Genomic DNA, 16045 nt, shown 5'->3' on the forward strand with positions numbered 1-16045 from the left:
ACTTAATCAAATACCGTTTAAAGCGTTTAGCAAGTAAAATAACGAGATCAGCACCCACAAAGAAACCGCTCTGGAAGGAGCGGTTTCTGGTATATATCGACAGATCTTTTAAATGGATCTGATTATTTTTAAGGTTGATCTGGTCATTTTAAAGTTTAGCGATGACGAAATCGTTCAGGTTCAACTTAGAGACATCGTTTTTAACCAATGCGTGTTCTTTAGAAGAACCGCTCAATTTCAAGTCTGAATAACCGCTGATGTCGGTATAAAGACTGCTAACTTTTGCATTTACATCTGCTTTGGCTTCGTCTTTTAAGAAGATCTGAAGAACCGCTAAATCAAAGTTACCACGGGTTTTAACGGTTGCAGTATTTGCGGCATCAATTCTCTGCAGGTCTTTTACATATACATAGATCGTGCTGTTGTCCGTAGAGTTGATGTGTAAGGTATATCCTTTTTGAACTACGCTTGTTCCGTTTTCAGCTAAAGCATCATAGCTGCTGATGTCCTCTCTGTTTCCTTGTACCAGAACTACTTTGGCGTTGCCGGTTACCACTACTTTATTGAATTTTACCGGAGCAGCGATGCTCAGTGGTGTTTTCTCCTTTGCGAATGTTGTGAATGCTGAAGAGGTTAAAACGATAGCAGTTAGAGAAGTTGCGATTAGAGTTTTGATGGCAGTTTTCATATCTTTTAATTTTTTAAGTTTTAAATTTTTAAGGTTGTTTTGTAGATAAGACGTAGCCAAATGAGAAACGTTTCAGCGATTTTCTGCGCTTTAGACCATGGGAGTGTACCTCTCGACGAAATGCCAGAACTTCTCGACCAATCGACGAAAATATTTTCGTCGATCCGCTGATAAACCATCCCCCGAAATAGAATCAGGAATTGATTCAGAAAAAGCGGCTAAAGAAAAAGGCGGTCTCAACGACCGCCTTTAACAGGTAATACCTTAGATATACAGAAAATGTGTTAGATTTTGAGGTGCATCTGATCTGACTCTACCTCTTCTCCGAAGAAAATCGACGCATGCTGATCAAAAGTCCCGCGATCTCCGGAAGTAAAAAACCTGCGGCTTCCTTGCTGGCTGATCTGCTCCGCAATTTCCGGATGGTTCTGCAAATACAATTCCAGGCTGTTCGCTACAATATCCGCCTGGCCCAGCAGTTCAATACCTGCTGGTAAAATGGCCTGAAGTTTAGGAATCAGCAAAGGATAATGTGTGCAGGCCAAAAGAATGCAATCAATAGCTGCATCTTTCTCCAGCAGCTGATCCAGGTATTTTTGGACAAAGTAATCTGCTCCGCGATGAATGTGCTCATTGTTCTCGATCAACGGAACCCACATCGGACAAGCCTGCTGTGCCACTTCAATATCAGGATAAAACTTATTGATCTCCATTGGATAAGAAAGGGAATTCACAGTACCGCGCGTACCCATTACGCCAATCTTTCTATGCTGGGTATACTGACCTACCACTTCAGCGGTTGGCCTGATCACCCCCAGCACCCGATGGTTTGGATACTTGAACGGCAGCACCTTTTGCTGAATGCTGCGCAGCGCCTTTGCAGAAGCCGTATTACAGGCAAGGATCACCAATGGGCACCCTTGAGCAAACAGCCATTCTACGCATTCTAAAGTGTACTGATAAACCGTTTCAAAAGAATGGTCTCCATAGGGAGCGCGGGCATTGTCGCCCAAATAAATATAATTGTATTGCGGCAATTGTTTGGCGATAGATTTAAACACCGTTAAACCACCGTAGCCAGAATCAAAAACGCCTATAGATTGTCCAATATTCATGGTAAAAAAAAGCGGGATGGAGTTTGATCACTCCATCCCGCAATTTATATATTTTAATTCTAATTATTTCTTTGGAGCTGCAGTTGCAGTGATACCCAATTTAGCTTTAACAGCAGCAGTGATATCATCACCACCATCCCAATAAACTAATGCCTGGTTAGCAGTATCGAATACGTAAGCAAAACCTTTTTCTTTAGAAACAGCTTTGATTGCTGCATCAGCTTTTACCTGAATAGGGTTAAACAATTCTGCATTTTTAGCTTCCATTTCTTGCTGTGCTTTAGCTCTTGCATCTTCGATACGTTTCTGAAGATCTTGTAATTCAGCACCCATTGTCTGTAATTCTTTACCAACAGTTTCTTTGTTGGCTTCACTCAATGTTTTCTGTTTTGCTTCAGCAGCTGAAAGTTTACCTTGATATTCAGTAATCATTTTCTCTACATCAGCTTGTTTAGTTTTACCAAACGCCTCTAATTTAGTTCTGGCATCTTTAACTTCTGGCATAGCTTCAATGATCAATGCCGAGTTCAAGTGTGCTAATTTTTGTTGTGCATTTGCTACGTTAGCAGTAAACAATAACCCCGCTGCGATAAAAAATGCGTTAATTGACTTTCTCATTTCTATTTGTCTTAATAAATTGTTTTTACTTGTTTATCTATTTGTGTTGTTAACTTACTTAAGGATCGTACCAGGTTTAAAACCCAGCAATCTGATTACATCGTTGCTGACATCGTAGTTGCTGCTGGCATAAATCATCATGGTTGCTTCACTGCTTTTATCAAAGATGAAGTCCAGTTGTTTGCCTTTTGCAACTTCTGTAATGGTCTTGGTTACTTTGTCCTGAATAGGACCTAATAACTTCGTGCGTTTTTGAAAAAGTTCTCCGTCCGGACCGAAGATTCTACGTTGAAAATCTTTCGCCTCTTTCTCTTTTTCAATGATGTCATTTTCTCTTCTCTTACGCATATCCGCAGTAAGTAATACCTGATCTGCCTGATAAGCTTTGTACATTTTGTCGATCTCTACAAAGTTTTGATCCACTTGTCCTTGCCATTGCTGTGAAGCTACATTCAACTCATTCAGTGAAGACTTATACTCTGGAAGGTGCTTTAAAATGTATTCTGTATCTACATAAGCAAACTTCTGTGCAAAAGCTCCCATGCAGGTAAAGCTTAAGAAGCATATTAAAAGGTATTTTTTCATAGCCTATTTTTTATTATTCCAAACGTTAATTAAATCCACCCATCTGTTGAGCAATACTAAAGGTAAAGGATTGCTTTCCTCCGTTTTCAATTCCAGGAATTTTATCGAAAGGAATACCATAATCAATACCCAACAATCCAAATATCGGTAAAAATATCTTCGCACCAAAACCTGCAGAGCGCCTAATGTTAAAAGGATTGAAATCACCGAACTTGTTCCAGGTATTACCACCCTCAGCAAAAGCCACAAGGAAGGCAGTAGCAGACGAACTTGCAATTACAGGATATCTGATTTCCATAACATACTTAGCAAAGATCGGGCTACCTGACTGCTGCGCGATGGCTACGTTTGCACCATTAGGAATGACCGCAGAGTTCGCATAACCACGCATAGCGATCAGCTCTGATCCTTGTAGGAAGTCGAAACCTTGCATACCATCACCACCCAGTTTGAAACGCTCGAAGGCTGGATCTCCAACTTCTTTATTGTATGATCCTAAGAAACCAAACTGTGCCTGTGCTTTCACTACGAATTTACCTGCCAGTTTATGGAACCATTGAGATTCAAATTTCCATTTGTGGTACTCTGTGAATTTATAGAATTCTTTATCAGAAGCAGTTTTATAGTTCAACTTGTTCAGCAACGAGTATGGAGGTGTTGCCTGAATTGTAAATTTGAAATATGAACCACCTTGAGGGAAGATAGGATGATCACGTGAATCCCTGCTCAGCTCTTGTGCTAAGCTGATGTTATAAGCAGTACCGGTACTGAATTTATAACCACCATAATTGTTCAGGATATATTGCTGGAAACTCAAGGCATGGCTCAACTGGAAATAATTGTCTGGCCATTTTAACATTCTACCCAAACTTACAGTTACCCCATTCAATCTGATTCTTTGCTGCTGACCTAGTGGATCATCCACTTTACGTCCGTTAGACTGTAGGGAAGTAAATGCACTTACACCAAAACTCACTGGTTTTTTACCACCTAACCATGGCTCAGAGAAAGAGAAACTGTAAGACTGGTAGTATTTACCATTCGTTTGCCCACGTAAACTTAATTTCTGACCATCACCTTTTGGTAAAGGTTTGTAAGCACTTGGATTGAAAAGATTTCTTAAGGAGAAGTTATTGAAGGTAAGTCCTAGGGTACCGATGATGTTACCACCACCAAAACCACCAGACAGCTCAATCTGATCAGAAGGTTTTTCTTCCACTGTATATTCAATATCTACGGTTCCATCAGCCGGATTTGGCTTAGGTGTAGGTACGGTTTTAGACTCATCAAAGTTACCCAATTGGCCGATGTCACGAACCGTACGGATCAATAGATCTTTAGAGAACTTATCACCTGGTTTGGTACGTACAGTACGTAATACTACTCTATCGTTAGTGATCGTATTTCCTCTCACTGTGATACGGTTGTTGGTATATTGAGGACCTTCATATATACGGATTTCCATATCAATGGTGTCGCCTTTAATTTTTGTCTGAATGGGGTCAACGTTAAAAGTTAAGTATCCATCATTCAGATATAAACTGGAAACGTCATCACTATTTGGACTACCTCTTAGTTTCCGTTCTAATTTTTCCTCACTGAATACCTCTCCTTTTTCGATGCCTAAAATACGCTCCAGGTCTTTTCCGGAATACTTTGCATTTCCTACCCAGGAGATGTCTCCGAAATAGTATTTAGGACCTTCAAATAAGTCGATCTTAATTCCGATAGATTTATCGTTGTAACGGTAAATACTGTCTTTTAGAATCACCGCATCACGGTAACCTCTGTCCTGAATTTTAGCAATCAGTGTTTTCTTATCCTCGTCGTATTTTTCTTTATTGAATTTACCTGATCCGAAGACTTTATAGAAAGCCTGTTGTTTTGTTTTCTTTAAGAACTTACGCAGTTTCGCATCCGAAAAAACTTCATTTCCTGTAAAATTGATCTCATGAACTTTTACCTTACGGCCTTTGTCTACGATCACTTCCAAAATCACATGGTTCTCCTGATTTGGATCTGGTTTAGTCTTATAATTTACCGTAGTAAAGAAATAACCTTTCTCTAACAAGTACTTTTTAATGGTACTGGTGGTTGAATTGTATAAGTTTTCGTTGATAATAGATTTCGTAGACTTCGCATTCAGTTTCTCCAGGATGTCTGTTTTCTGAGATTTACTCACACCTTGAATATCAAAAGAGGAAAGGCGCGGACGCTCTACCACTTCAATATCAAAGTAAACTGAATCACCGTCGATCTTAGCAATGTCTAATTTTACATCATCAAATAATCCTTGTTCCCAAAGGATTTTAATTGCGTTTGCTGTTGCTTCACCAGGAAGTACAATGCGTTCCCCTTTAATTAATTTTGAAAGGGTAATGATCACGTCTTTATCTAGAAATTTCGTTCCAGTCAGGGTTACATCTGCGATAGTGTATTCCTTGGGGTTAAAATAATCCAGATCCAGACCATTAACTTTTAATGTAGGAGTTGCAGGATTGGACTGAGGACGGATCTGTGCCATTGTTGGTAAACCAATCAATAACAATAGTATGAGTTGATATATTCTTTTCATTTACAATCTAAAAATCGATGCTAAGTTAATTTAAACACATGTTAAAAAGTGTTAAAAGTAAAATTAGTTCAGTTGTTCACTAATTTTACCGAAGCGGCGTTCGCGTTTTTGGTAGTCTACAATGGCTTCAAAAAGGTCTTCCCTTCTGAAGTCTGGCCAAAGCTTATCGGTAAAATACAGTTCAGTATAAGCCATTTGCCAAAGCAGAAAATTACTCACCCGATGTTCTCCACTGGTTCTGATCATCAGTTCCGGATCAGGAATATCGGTGGTAGTGAGCTGGGCAGAAAACAGTTCTTCATTGATGGCATCGATTTCAATCTCCTGATCTTTAACTTTTTGAGCTATTTTTTTAGCAGCTTCAAGGATTTCCCATTTCGCGCTGTAACTCAAGGCAAGAGTAAGGGTACAACGGGTATTTTTCGCCGTATTGTCCATCGCACTTTTCAAGTCATCGATACACTTTTGAGGAAGTGAGGCAATATCGCCGATGGCATTTAACCGGATGTTATTTTTGTTGAGTGTAGCGGTTTCCTGATTAATGGTAGAGATCAGTAATTCCATTAAAGCATTTACTTCTTCAATAGGTCTATTCCAGTTTTCAGTAGAAAAAGCATATACAGTCAGGTGTTTAATGCCGATATCGGCACAGCCTTCCACAATATCTTTCACAGAGAGTACTCCACTTTCATGGCCGAAATGCCTGAATTTGCCTTGATTTTTTGCCCATCTCCCGTTTCCATCCATGATGATAGCGATGTGTTCAGGCAGGCGTGTAACGTCAATTTGTTCTTTAAATCCCATTTATGATTGCAAATATGCTTAAAATGTATAACATTTTTGGGACACAAAGGTATAAGATATGCCAATACCTACAAACATATAAGTATCTCTTTTTCTTAAGTCTCCTCTTTGGGTCCCGTAAAGATTAGCTCCTGATCCTGAAGGGTCTGCAAGATGCTGACCAATTCTTAAAAGTTCAGGAGTATTCAATACCTCCAGATTAGGGGCAGCATACCTGCCGCTCACATCATCCAGGTAATCTGTATAAGCCGTCCGGTAGCCGATTTGGGAGAATAATCCCCAATTATCTTTCAGTCTTACCTTAAAGCCAACACCATAAGGCACTGTTAATGCCACATTCTTATAAGCTTCTTTTTGTCCTTCAGTGCGATAAAAGCGCAGCTGATATTCACTGACTTCCGTATCCGGGGCAACCTGGTATTTCCCGATCGGATTGAACCAAACCCCTCCTATTCCGGCAAATATATAAGGTGTAAAATTTTTAGTCCCCCCACCTGCAAAATATTCAAAGAAATTGAAATCTACCTGCAGACTGATTTCATTTAAAGCGGTTTTAAAATTAAGCCCTCTTTTCTGGAATTGCTCATTATCGGAATGCAAGTCGTTTTCTTTGATTTTGCCGTAGCTGTAATGCAGGCCCAAAGTCCAGTAAGGATCAAAATTCACCTTCACATTTGCACCTGCCGAAAGGCCGCTTATTTTCAGCGGCTTTGACTGGTTCAGATCGCCCATATATCCTGCCCCTCCAGCGATCAATCCAAATTCCAGGTTCTGGGCAAAGGCAGGAGATCCGATGAAAATCAAGGCAAAAAAACAGAAAATCTGAGTTCTGTACGGCATTTTAATAATTTCGGGTATCGATTCCCCAAAGTAGTTTATTTCTCAATGTCTTCAAATAACTTTCCTCATTTAATCTGATCAGATTGACATGAAAAGCTGCTTTATTCAGGGTCAGTTTCACCGACCTGTCTACGGTAGCAGTTCTGGAATCACAGGAAACCAAGAACTTCGCACTTCTAGCCTCTACTTCGAAAGTAAGCTTTACATCATCAGGGATGATCACTGGCCTTACATTCAGGTTATGAGGAGCAATTGGCGTAATGACAAAATTTTGTGAACTTGGGTAAATGATCGGTCCGCCGCAACTCAAAGAATAGGCAGTTGAACCTGTAGGTGTGGCAATGATCAAGCCATCTGCCCAGTAAGAATTGACAAATTCGTCATTCATGTAGGCATGAATGATCATCATCGCCGACTTATCTCTTCTATGGATTGTGATGTCATTTAAGGCGAAATTCTCTTCTCCAAAAAGGTCTAATTTAGAATCCAGATTGATCAGCGTTCTTTTATCCAGCGCATATGCTTTCTGGCGTAAAGCTTCCATTGCAACGCGGATTTCATCTTTGTTGATACTGGCTAAAAAACCTAACCTGCCGAAGTTAATCCCGATTACTGGAATTCCAGAATCACGGATTAAAGATAGCGTATCCAGCAAAGTTCCGTCGCCTCCAAGGCTGATCAGCACATCAGTCTGATTCACCAGTTCGCTATGGTGACTAAAAGCGACAATACCATCTGGCAGCTTTATTTTATCTCTGATAAAGTCTAAATACTCTTTGTAAACAAGAATGGGCTTCTTAAATTCCCCCAACACATTGAATACTTCCTGTACGTATGGTAGAACACTATTATTGAACTCTCTACCGTATATTGCAGTTCTCATTTATGGGGTTTATACGTTTAAATAATTCATGAATGAATTATATCTGTCTTCGGTACCATTGTCTGAAATGGTGCTGTTAAACACAGCTTTTACCTGGTAATTATACCGCTCAAAAGAGGCGATAATTCCCGACAACTCAGTTTTATTGATCTTTAATGTCACCTCTAATCTTGTAGAATCGGGAAAAGATTGCACATAAGAAGAAAGGATCTGCGCATTGTCTGCTTCTACAATTTGTGCCATGTGGGAAAGGGAGTTATTGCGGTTGCTGATTTCCAGCACTATAATCCCCCCCGGCTCTTTAACCGCATAAATATCAGCGGTATAATCCAGCAGATTGTTTATGGAAATGAGCCCCAGATAGTTCTTTTTATAGTCCAGTACTGGAATTACCGATAAATGCAGTTGGTGAAAAAGCCTGATGATGTCATAGATATGCGCATCTTCATATACAAAAGGGTTTAAAATGGATAAAGGCAAACTTCCGATTGCCTGAGTATGGTCCCTAATTTCTATCAGCTCTTCCTCTGCCAGCAATCCCAAAAACTGAGTCTCATTGACAATGGGCAAGTGGTATAGCTTGAACTCAGTCATCCGATCCAAAGCTTTCTGAACCGAATCAGAAGTCTTTAGCGGAGGAATTGAATTAGATATGAGTTCAGCTGCAAACATTATTTTATTTTAATAATACTCTATTCAAAAACTTCTCCAAATATTCATTGAAGATTTCCGGACGCTCCATCATCGGTGCATGTCCGCATTTGTCTACCCAGTTTAACTCTGAATTTGGCAATAGTTCATGGAATTCTTCTGCCACTTCCGGAGGAGTAATTTTATCCTGCTTTCCCCAAATTAAGGAAACTGGAATTGTAATTCTTGACAGTTCCTTCGACATATTATGGCGGATGGCAGATTTTGCCAGGGCCAGAATTCTGATCACTCTAGAACGGTCGTTCACACTTTTATAAACTTCATCTACCAATTCGTCAGTTGCCGTAGCAGGATCATAAAAGGTAAATTGTACTTTTTCTTTAATATAATCGCGGTTTTCTCTTTTTGGGAAAGAACCACCAAATGCATTTTCATATAAGCCAGAGCTTCCGGTCAATACCAGTGCTTTTACGTTTTCCTGGTGCGCAGCAGTAAAGACTAATCCAATATGCCCGCCCAATGAATTTCCAATTAAAACAACCTGATTTAACTTCTTATATTTTAAAAATTTGTGAATATATTTTGATAAACTTTTTACACCTAAAGTAAGGATAGGTAGTTCATAAATTGGCAGAATGGGTACGATAACGTGATAATTTTGCTTAAAGTGATCGATTGCCGGTTCCCAATTGCTCAACTCTCCCATTAAACCATGAAGTAATACCAGGGGTTCTCCTTTTCCAGCCTCAATATATTTAAACCCGTCTTCGTCTATTACTTCGTATTTCATATTTTGTGTTAATAAGGTAATGCTACTAAGTTAGTGCAGTATATTTAAATTAAATGTAATTTAAGACATTAATTTTCGAAAAAAGTTTAAACACATAAAATTCAAGCATAATCTATGCCAATTGCGTTTTAACGATTTCAGCGATCAATTTACCATCTGCTTTACCCGCTAATTCTTTGTTGGCCAAGCCGATAACTTTACCCATTTCTTTCACCGAAGTTGCACCTGCATCTTTAATGATTTGAGCGATAATGCTTTCTATTTCTGCCTGCTCTAATTGCTTAGGTAAGAACTTGCTAATTACTTCAATCTCTTCTTCTTCAATAATACTCAAATCTTCACGACCTTGTGTTTTGTAGATATCAGCAGATTCTTTGCGTTGTTTTACTAGTTTTTGAAGGATTTTAGCTTCTGCTTCTGCTGTCAATTCCTCTGCAGATCCTTTTTCGGTTCTTGCTAGTAATAATGCTGCTTTAATTGCTCTTAATCCTCGTAATGCAGCCTGATCTTTAGCCAGCATCGCTTTTTTAATTTCCTGATCTATAGTAGTTGATATCATATCTTTTGAATTGAAATTTTAATCTCTTTTAATGATGGTACCCGTTGCTTGTGCAGTTGGCATAATCAGCATGTCGTTGATATTGACATGCGCCGGTCTGCTCACTGCAAACCAAATTGCTTCCGCAATATCATTGGCCACTAAAGGCTCTAATCCATCGTATACTTTTTTAGCGCGGCCTTCATCTCCTTTAAAACGAACTTTAGAGAACTCCGTTTCTACCATTCCAGGATTGATGGCTGTTACCTTAATTCCATGGGGCAGCAAATCAATGCGCATCCCTTTATTCAGTGCATCTACTGCATGTTTTGTGGCACAATATACGTTTCCATTTGGATATACCTCTTGTCCGGCAATTGAACCAATATTGATAATGTGTCCCGATTTTCGGGCAATCATCCAGTTAGACACTATTTTAGTGACATAAAGCAAGCCTTTTACATTGGTATCGATCATGGTGTCCCAATCAGAAATGTTACCTTTATCGATTGGATCAAGTCCCTGACTTAAGCCTGCATTATTAATCAAGACATCTACCTCTTTCCATACCGCCGGCAAAGTTTCCAATACATAAGAAAGATCGTCATGAATTCTGACATCTGCGACCAAAGTTTTGGTCTCAATTGCATATTTCTCTTCCAAACGTCTGGCCGCTTCTTTTAACAATTCTTCTCTTCGGGCAACCAGGATCAAATGATAACCTTGTGCAGCGAATAACTCCGCACATGCAGCGCCGATTCCTGAAGTTGCTCCTGTAATTAATGCAGTTTTCATTGTTCTATTGTTTCTTTAATGCTAATTGTTAAAAAAATGTTTCTCGTTTTTTATATCGGTTATTGCTTTTCAATACGGATATTCTTTTTGGCAGGCTTTGTTTCTTAGTACCGATATTATGCGGTCAAGCAGCTAATGGTATGAACAAAACTAAAAAAAATCTGACAAATCACTCAAAAAACAAACTGAAGGTTACATGGCGCAGCATCAGCTTATCGATTGGATTGGAAAACACGTGTGGTGCTTCCCTTTTCATAACATTATCAAGAGAATAAGATAGTTTTAGTTCCGGAGACATTTTGAAGTATTCAAAATACAAGTCCATTCCTAAACCTGCTTCATAAGAAAGAAAACTTCTTTTGTTATTCAGGAACATCTCCATCGGATCAGTCACCTTGGTATTGTCGCTCTTTTTCTTGGAAGAAATGTCCGCAGAATATTTAATGCCTCCAATCATGTAAGCTCGGAAATTGTTCCTTCTGTTCGACTTAATTTTCAGTCCTAAAGGAAATTCCACCAAAGTAGACTGCACCTTTTTCTCTACTTCTAAAAACTCTTGTCCGGGGCTGATTGGTATATTTTCAAAGCGATAGGTCAAAACCCGATCGTTAAAGACCAGCACGGGTGTTAAGCGGAGATCCACATTTTCCAGTACTTTTTGATTGACCACAAAGCCAATTCCAAATCCAGGAGAAGGCTTTGCCGCTATAGAGCTCAATCCTCTGGGCACATAGCCCGGCAAATCGCTGATATATCCCGGACTTTCCTTCCAATCTGCTTTCTTTAATACTTTATACTCCGAAGAGAGGTATTGAAAAGTAAATCCAAAGTGAAGATCAGTATCATCTATTCCTCCGCCCCAATTCTGCGCTTTTCCTGTAGAAACGATCAGCATCAAGAGAGAAAAAAAGAATAGTTTTATTTTCATTCTGGGTTCTTTGATTGGAATATCGTGATTTTCTGCTGCAGAATGTAGTTTTTCCTACAGAATTATTTTACTCCGGTATAAATTGCACACACGCCGAATGTCAGCCTGTTGTCCTTCGCTTCTTTGAAACCAACTTTAGTCATCATTTGATTAAAAGCATCTCCATCCGGGAATGCTGCAACTGATTCCGGTAAATAAGTATAGGCTTTGTTATCTTTTGAAAAGATCTTTCCAAGCGTCGGCGTGATGTGGTTAAAGTAAAAGTTATACCCTTGTTTAATCGGGAATTTTCTTGGTTTTGAAAATTCAAGGATCACAATTTTACCACCTGGTTTCAATACCCGGTACATATCTGCCAATCCCTTTTCTAAATTTTCATAATTTCTTACCCCAAATGCTACGGTAACCGCATCAAAATGATTGTCGTCAAAATGTAAACCTTCAGAATCGCCCATTTGTACAGAGAAAATACTGCCCAAATTGCGCTCTTTTATCTTTTTTCTGGCCACTTCCAGCATTCCATCAGAAATATCTACCCCAATTACTTTCTCCGGTTTCAGAATTTTTATCGCTTCAAAAGCAAAATCTCCGGTCCCCGTTGCGACGTCAAGAATCAAGCGCGGCTGTAATGCTTTTAGCTCAGCAATCGCCTTTTTACGCCATAGAATGTCAATTCCGAGCGACATAAAGTGATTTAAAAAATCATAAGTTTCAGATATGTTATCAAACATAGAGGCTACTTGTTCCTTTTTAGTAGCGGTTGCAGACTGGTATGGTGTAATCTTTTCGTTCATGGTATGCTGCAAAGATAAGTATTGTTGAAAACTAATTTTCTACCTTTGTCAAATGATTATAAAATCAGCAACATTTATTTGTAGTAATACAAAGGTTTCAGCTTTGCCTGTGGCCAATATGCCCGAATACGCATTTATCGGACGTTCCAACGTAGGGAAGTCTTCATTGATCAATATGCTGGTGAATCAGCATGGTTTAGCAAAAACGTCCCAAAAGCCGGGTAAAACCCAGCTAATTAACCATTTTCTCATCAACGAAAAATGGTATATTGTAGATTTACCAGGGTATGGTTATGCCAAAGTTTCGAAGAACAGCAGAGAGAGCTGGGAGAAATTTATCCGTTACTACATCACCAGAAGAGAAAGTCTACAATGCGTTTTCGTATTGATAGACAGCAGATTAGAACCTCAAAAAATCGATCTTGAGTTTTGCTGCTGGATGGGCGAAATCCAAATTCCTTTCGTACTGGCTTTCACTAAGGCAGATAAACAATCGGCAACGAAAACGGATAAAAACATTGCCGCTTTTAAGAAAGCATTGGGTGGATGGTTTGAAGAAATCCCTCCATGTTTTGTCACTTCTGCGGAGAAACAACAAGGCAGAGAAGAGATCCTGGACTTTATTGAACAGACAAATCTTGACTTCGCCATGCCAATTTTAACCCCTCAGGAAGACTAAACAGGTATTGCGGATATGAAAAAATATTTTTCACTGGTACTGTTTGCCCACTCCGTTTTTGCATTACCCTTTGCAATGATTGGATTCTTTTTAGGTGTAACAACGACTACCAGTCCTTTTAAATGGACTTTATTGGTGATGGTATTGCTGTGTATGGTCTTTGCCCGCAATGCGGCAATGGCTTTTAACAGATACCTGGACAGAAATATCGATGCCAAAAACCCACGTACGCAAATGCGTGATATTCCGGCAGGAAGGGTCTCCGCTAATGAAGCGCTGATTTTTGTGATCGTCAACTGTATCTTATTCATGGTGACGACCATTTTTATCAATCCGCTTTGCTTTTACCTTTCCCCGATAGCGCTGTTTGTGGTGTTATTTTATAGCTATACCAAAAGATTCACTGCGCTTTGTCACATGGTACTCGGTTTAGGGCTTGCCCTGGCCCCTATTGGTGCTTACATCGCCGTTACCGGACAGTTTGCCGTCATTCCAGTACTTTATTCTTTCGCAGTGCTCTTCTGGGTAAGTGGTTTCGACATCATTTATGCCTTGCAGGACGAAGATTTTGACCGCGATGAAAAACTCCATTCCATTCCCGCAGCATTGGGAATTAAAAATGCCTTGAAGCTTTCAGAAGTACTTCATGTATTTTCAGCATTGTGTGTCATTGTTCCCATTATTCTGGCACCGGATAATTTTAGCTGGTTCTATTACCTGGGTGTTGCCTTTTTCTGCTCGATGCTGATTTATCAGCACCTGCTGGTGAAGCCAAACGACATTAGCAAAGTAGACAGGGCCTTTATGACCACCAATGGTTTTGCCTCTGTAATTTTTGCCGCCTGCTTCCTTTTAGACACCTTAATGAGGACACTGTTCTATTAACCAGCAGCTATTGCGGTCAGCATATTTTAGAAAGCCTTTTTCAAGCCCTGCTCGAAAAAGGCTTTTTACATTAAGCCGCATTTTAATTGGCAGATTTATCAGCCTCTGCCCCGCGTTCATTATATTTGCCATAGTAATTTAAAAAAAGCTATGATCAATCTTAATATACCGGTAAAGCAAAGGGCTTATATCCCACAACAATTGGAAATGAAATGGGATAATTTATCCCCAATTTTACAAGAATTGCTGGAGCGTCCAATTGCTGATGTTCAAGAACTTGAAAAATGGCTTAAAGACAAAAGTGAGCTGGAAGCGGCCTTAGAGGAAGATTTTGCCTGGAGATACATCCGCATGAGCTGTGATACGGCAAATGAAAAGCTAGTGGAAGATTTTCAATATTTTGCTACGGAAATTGAGCCAAAGATCTCCCCTATTGCCAATCAATTAAATCAAAAATTCAACGACAGCCCCTTTATTGACGAGCTGGATCAGGAAAAATATTTCGTTTACATCAGAGCGATCAGAAAAGCAATTGAAATCTATCGCGAGGAAAATGTGGAACTGCTGACTAAGCTACAAGTGGCTCAGCAGCGCTACCAAGGCATTACCGGCGCGATGAGTGTAGAAATTAATGGCCAGGAATACACGCTTGAACAAGCTTCAAACTTCATTAAAGATACAGACAGAGCGGTTAGGCAACAAGCCTGGGAAACCATTCAGCAGCGTCGTTTGGTAGACAAAGACGATTTAAACATCCTCTTTGATGAACTGCTGGTGATGCGTCATCAGGTAGCCTTAAATGCGGGTTTTGAAAACTACAGGGATTATATGTTCCAGGCCTTGGGCAGATTTGATTATACGCCACAGGATTGTTATCATTTCCATGAAGCTATTGAAAAGCAGGTCGTGCCTATTCTGAAAGAACAAGCGCAAAAACGTGCGGATGCTTTAGGATTAACTACCCTAAAACCCTGGGATATGGAAGTGAGCACCACTGGTAAAGCCGCTTTAAAACCTTTCAAAAATGGGGAAGAGCTGATTGATAAAAGCATCGAATGTTTCCATGCCATTGATCCTAAGTTAGGTCAAATGCTGACTACGATGAAAGCAAATAACCTGTTTGATGTAGAAAGCAGAAAAGGAAAAGCACCTGGAGGATACAACTATCCGCTGGCAGAAACTGGTGCCCCATTTATTTTCATGAACTCCGCAGGTTCCCTAAGAGACCTGACTACGATGGTTCATGAGGGCGGCCATGCGATCCATACCTTTATGACTGCAAACCTGGAGCTGAACGACTTTAAACATTGTCCATCTGAAGTAGCAGAATTGGCTTCCATGAGTATGGAATTAATTTCTATGGATTACTGGGATGTTTATTTCGATAAGGAAGAAGATTTATTACGCGCTAAAAAAGAACAGCTGGCAGATGTACTGAAAACCCTTCCATGGGTAGCGGTGATCGATCAGTTCCAGCATTGGATCTATACCAATCCTGGTCATAATGCAGCCGACAGAGAAGAAACTTTCAAACAGATTTATACACGATTTGGTGCTGGATTTGCAAATTGGGAAGGTCAGGAGGCTGAATTTGGCAACCTATGGCAGAAACAATTACACTTATTTGAGGTTCCTTTTTATTACATAGAATATGCGATTGCGCAATTGGGCGCCATTGCGATCTGGAAAAATTACAAGGAAAATCCACAAAAAGCATTGGAGCAATACCTTGCTGCATTATCCCTGGGTTATACCAAACCAATCAATGAAATTTATGAAACAGCAGGCATTAAATTCGATTTCAGTCTGAGTTATATTGAGGAACTGGCTTCCTTCGTAAAGGACGAATTACAGAAATTAGGTTAATTGTTTAGAAG

17 protein-coding genes are annotated in these 16045 nt (G+C 39.7%); 3 read left to right on the forward strand and 14 right to left on the reverse strand.

What is annotated here, in order from left to right:
* Nucleotides 1–148: 148 nt before the first annotated feature.
* The 14 genes from AQ505_RS22475 to ubiE form a co-directional block, all read right to left on the reverse strand.
* Nucleotides 149–688, reverse strand: a complete 540-nt coding sequence (locus AQ505_RS22475) for a GIN domain-containing protein (protein WP_062550240.1) — start codon at nt 686–688, stop codon at nt 149–151.
* Between the two features lie 284 nt (nt 689–972).
* Nucleotides 973–1803 carry a glutamate racemase gene (gene murI, locus AQ505_RS22480; protein WP_062550241.1) on the reverse strand — a complete coding sequence of 277 codons (831 nt, stop codon included), beginning with the start codon at nt 1801–1803 and terminating at the stop codon, nt 973–975.
* A gap of 63 nt (nt 1804–1866) precedes the next feature.
* Entirely contained in the window at nt 1867–2421 is a 555-nt protein-coding gene (locus tag AQ505_RS22485; protein ID WP_062550242.1) for an OmpH family outer membrane protein, read from the reverse strand.
* 54 nt (nt 2422–2475) lie between these two features.
* Complete coding sequence (locus AQ505_RS22490) at nt 2476–3006, reverse strand: OmpH family outer membrane protein (protein WP_062550243.1); 531 nt, start codon at nt 3004–3006, stop codon at nt 2476–2478.
* Between the two features lie 25 nt (nt 3007–3031).
* The gene (gene bamA, locus AQ505_RS22495; protein ID WP_062550244.1) at nt 3032–5581 is read right to left on the reverse strand and encodes an outer membrane protein assembly factor BamA; all 2550 of its coding nucleotides are present in this window, start codon (nt 5579–5581) and stop codon (nt 3032–3034) included.
* A 63-nt stretch (nt 5582–5644) separates the two neighbouring features.
* Nucleotides 5645–6385 carry an isoprenyl transferase gene (locus AQ505_RS22500; protein ID WP_062550245.1) on the reverse strand — a complete coding sequence of 247 codons (741 nt, stop codon included), beginning with the start codon at nt 6383–6385 and terminating at the stop codon, nt 5645–5647.
* An 18-nt stretch (nt 6386–6403) separates the two neighbouring features.
* Complete coding sequence (locus AQ505_RS22505) at nt 6404–7225, reverse strand: type IX secretion system protein PorG (RefSeq protein WP_062550246.1); 822 nt, start codon at nt 7223–7225, stop codon at nt 6404–6406.
* A gap of 1 nt (nt 7226) precedes the next feature.
* Nucleotides 7227–8108, reverse strand: a complete 882-nt coding sequence (locus AQ505_RS22510; RefSeq protein ID WP_062550247.1) for an NAD kinase — start codon at nt 8106–8108, stop codon at nt 7227–7229.
* A 9-nt stretch (nt 8109–8117) separates the two neighbouring features.
* A complete protein-coding gene (locus AQ505_RS22515) occupies nt 8118–8780 on the reverse strand; it encodes a CBS domain-containing protein (protein ID WP_062550248.1) in 663 nt (220 codons plus the stop codon).
* Nucleotides 8781–8784: 4 nt separating this feature from the next.
* Nucleotides 8785–9549, reverse strand: coding sequence for an alpha/beta fold hydrolase (locus AQ505_RS22520; protein ID WP_062550249.1), 765 nt, complete (start codon nt 9547–9549; stop codon nt 8785–8787).
* Between the two features lie 112 nt (nt 9550–9661).
* Nucleotides 9662–10108: a GatB/YqeY domain-containing protein gene (locus tag AQ505_RS22525; RefSeq protein WP_062550250.1), complete on the reverse strand. Its 447-nt coding sequence runs from the start codon at nt 10106–10108 to the stop codon at nt 9662–9664.
* Nucleotides 10109–10126: 18 nt separating this feature from the next.
* Nucleotides 10127–10882, reverse strand: coding sequence for an SDR family NAD(P)-dependent oxidoreductase (locus tag AQ505_RS22530; protein WP_062550251.1), 756 nt, complete (start codon nt 10880–10882; stop codon nt 10127–10129).
* A gap of 169 nt (nt 10883–11051) precedes the next feature.
* Nucleotides 11052–11810, reverse strand: a complete 759-nt coding sequence (gene porT, locus AQ505_RS22535; protein ID WP_062550252.1) for a type IX secretion/gliding motility protein PorT/SprT — start codon at nt 11808–11810, stop codon at nt 11052–11054.
* 62 nt (nt 11811–11872) lie between these two features.
* Nucleotides 11873–12604 (reverse strand): bifunctional demethylmenaquinone methyltransferase/2-methoxy-6-polyprenyl-1,4-benzoquinol methylase UbiE, encoded by a 732-nt coding sequence (gene ubiE / locus AQ505_RS22540; protein ID WP_062550253.1) that lies wholly within the window; start codon nt 12602–12604, stop codon nt 11873–11875.
* 52 nt (nt 12605–12656) lie between these two features.
* On the opposite strand from ubiE, the gene yihA reads away from it, so the two are divergent.
* The 3 genes from yihA (at nt 12657) to AQ505_RS22555 (ending at nt 16034) form a co-directional block, all read left to right on the forward strand.
* Nucleotides 12657–13283: a ribosome biogenesis GTP-binding protein YihA/YsxC gene (gene yihA / locus AQ505_RS22545; RefSeq protein ID WP_062550254.1), complete on the forward strand. Its 627-nt coding sequence runs from the start codon at nt 12657–12659 to the stop codon at nt 13281–13283.
* Between the two features lie 15 nt (nt 13284–13298).
* On the forward strand, nt 13299–14168 hold the full coding sequence (locus AQ505_RS22550; RefSeq protein WP_062550255.1) for a UbiA-like polyprenyltransferase: 870 nt from the start codon (nt 13299–13301) through the stop codon (nt 14166–14168).
* A 150-nt stretch (nt 14169–14318) separates the two neighbouring features.
* A complete protein-coding gene (locus AQ505_RS22555; RefSeq protein WP_062550256.1) occupies nt 14319–16034 on the forward strand; it encodes a M3 family oligoendopeptidase in 1716 nt (571 codons plus the stop codon).
* The last annotated feature ends 11 nt before the right edge of the window (nt 16035–16045 follow it).

The sequence above is a fragment of the Pedobacter sp. PACM 27299 genome (assembly GCF_001412655.1).
Taxonomy (GTDB): Bacteria; Bacteroidota; Bacteroidia; order Sphingobacteriales; family Sphingobacteriaceae; genus Pedobacter.